The following is a 2,217-nucleotide window of genomic DNA, read 5'->3' as shown; positions in this document are numbered from 1 at the left end:
ATACTTTGCAAAAGTGTTCCATTCGCTTTTGGCGCATTCAAATCACGCTGTCTGTATTTCTCTAATTTTTGCATGAAATGCTTTCTCAAAATCAATCACATTATTGGATAATGACATCGATTGTATCCTCAATTAAATTGAGAAAATCCTTTCGTCTCAGACGAAGTTGATTTATCTTGTCTTGACAGTCTTTTCTCGCTAGACGATAAATAATGAGTTGTTTGTCTGCTGCAAAATCAGCACAATAACTAACAAAATCAACCCAATCCCTTCCCGTAAAATCAAAATCTCCGATAAACTGCTATTTGTAAGCTGGGTCAAAAGGGCCACGTTTCAACGTTTCAAAATGCACAGCAGCAGTAACGGATTTGATTTCTATCACGCCATCGTTTTCTACAAAGTTGTCTGGACTATCGGCATAATCACCGAGGTCGAAAAATACGCCATTGGTGAGGTCAGCATTCCTCTCAATTTGATAGAGCATTCTAGCCCATCGGCTCTTGTTCATGACCACGCTGTATGTGCTCATTAGTGAAGCTGAATTCAGACCTTTTGCCCTTGATAATCTCAAGCGCAATTTGAAGTGCATATTGCTTTGCTGCTTCACCAAAAGCTTTCCCCATGTTCGCCATAAAACAGCCAAATTGAGATGCAGTCACTTTTCCTGTTCTCAGTTCATTCCATGCTTCGGTATTTTGTTCTACATCATACCACCGCATTATGCTGGCACCTCATAGTAAGCATCACGGTATCGCATCAAATATAAAATTTGTTCAACTTTCTGGGTAACATCGTACAAGACTTCATAGAATCCGTCTGTCGTTTCCAGCGCCAGTAACCATGCAGCGTATTCATGAGCCTTATCTGCATCGGAGAGTTTTTAAGCAAGATAAGCGTTGGTTAAACTTTCGTATAAATACTCCCCGCCTGGATGACAGAATTCAGCTTCTTCAACTGTTAATTTTTTTAGCGCTCGAAGAATTTCATTTTCAGTTTGAATGTCCATACGGCTTCCTTCTTCGGCGATAGCGGTTCTTGACCGTATAGAGATACGTTTTTACTAGACAGCAGTTGTTATAGCTAATAGCTAAGCGACTTAATTTTGATTACACCATATTGAGTGCGAACAAAATATCTGTGTCGCATCCGACCGCTCTTTTTTTGCATTTAGCTTGTGCCCGTTTATGTTCAATTGGATTAAGATCTGGCGAATAGGTAGGCAAATATTCCACCATATGCCCCGGCATCGATGATGACTTGTTGAATACTGTGTTTCTTGTGAAAAGTTGCATTATCCATCATGATTACACTGTTTTTAGGAAGTATAGCTGGGCGACTTTAAAATGATTACAAGTAATTACTCTATATCAGTAAATTTATATTGGAGAAAAACATATATTTTGTAATCAAAATTAAGACGCTTAGCTATAAGAAATAACTACTGATTTGATTTTAATCTTGATGATAATCTGCAATGTTATAGCCATAAAAAGTCATTCAGTTGGCTAAAAAATTTTTCCGAATCATTTTTCAGATTTGGAAAAAGAACTAAATCGCTAAGCCGCCATAATAAAAAATGACTAACAGTAGTGTTAGGAGCAGGGTGCTGGCATTAAGGCGATGCCATTCTTTGGCAAAAATACGGCCAATAACGAGGGTAACAAAACCAAACATTAGGCTGGTTGCAATATTACAAGTGAAAACAATAAAAACAGCGCACACCACACCAGACATAGTGTCAACAAAATCATTAAAATTCAGTTTTGAGACATTCTGTAACATTAGTAAGCCAATGTACATTAACGCTGGTGCAGTGGCGTAATGGGGAATTAACAGTGATAGCGGTGCTAAAAATAACATCAATAAGAAAAGAGTGCCTACCATGACGGCGGTTAAGCCGGTTTTGCCACCTTCTGCTGTGCCTGCTGTTGATTCTAGGTATTATACCGCGCAGCAGGTTATGCACCCATTACGCCCGCAAAAATAGAGCTTACTGAATCTATGGTAAATGCTTTTTGCCGCCATCGATAACTTTATCCTTTTTATCTAGTAAATTGGCCTGATTAGCTACTGCGCGTAGGGTTCCGGTCGCATCAAATATGGCAGTGATAATCAGTGCTATAGCTAAGCGACTTAATTTTGATTACACCATATTGAGTGCGAACAAAATATCTGTGTCGCATCCGAGCGCTCTTTTTTTGCATTTAGCTTGTGCCC

4 protein-coding genes and 1 pseudogene are annotated in these 2,217 nt (G+C 39.0%); all 5 read right to left on the bottom strand.

Features of this window, described 5'->3' with window-relative positions:
* Positions 1-301: 301 nt before the first annotated feature.
* Entirely contained in the window at positions 302-484 is a 183-nt protein-coding gene (locus ARSQ2_RS09585; RefSeq protein ID WP_181995164.1) for a hypothetical protein, read from the bottom strand.
* A gap of 1 nt (position 485) precedes the next feature.
* The gene (locus ARSQ2_RS09580) at positions 486-719 is read right to left on the bottom strand and encodes a PDDEXK family nuclease (RefSeq protein WP_181995163.1); all 234 of its coding nucleotides are present in this window, start codon (positions 717-719) and stop codon (positions 486-488) included.
* A 161-nt stretch (positions 720-880) separates the two neighbouring features.
* Complete coding sequence (locus tag ARSQ2_RS13835) at positions 881-1,006, bottom strand: hypothetical protein (RefSeq protein ID WP_255487680.1); 126 nt, start codon at positions 1,004-1,006, stop codon at positions 881-883.
* Positions 1,007-1,106: 100 nt separating this feature from the next.
* Entirely contained in the window at positions 1,107-1,235 is a 129-nt protein-coding gene (locus ARSQ2_RS13130) for a transposase (RefSeq protein WP_238334435.1), read from the bottom strand.
* A 313-nt stretch (positions 1,236-1,548) separates the two neighbouring features.
* Positions 1,549-2,122 (bottom strand): annotated as a pseudogene (locus ARSQ2_RS09570) (solute carrier family 23 protein); the annotation flags it as partial.
* Positions 2,123-2,217 lie beyond the last annotated feature (95 nt).

This window comes from Arsenophonus endosymbiont of Bemisia tabaci Q2, assembly GCF_902713415.1.
Classification (GTDB): domain Bacteria; phylum Pseudomonadota; class Gammaproteobacteria; order Enterobacterales; family Enterobacteriaceae; genus Arsenophonus.
This window is presented reverse-complemented; position numbering and strand designations above follow the sequence as displayed.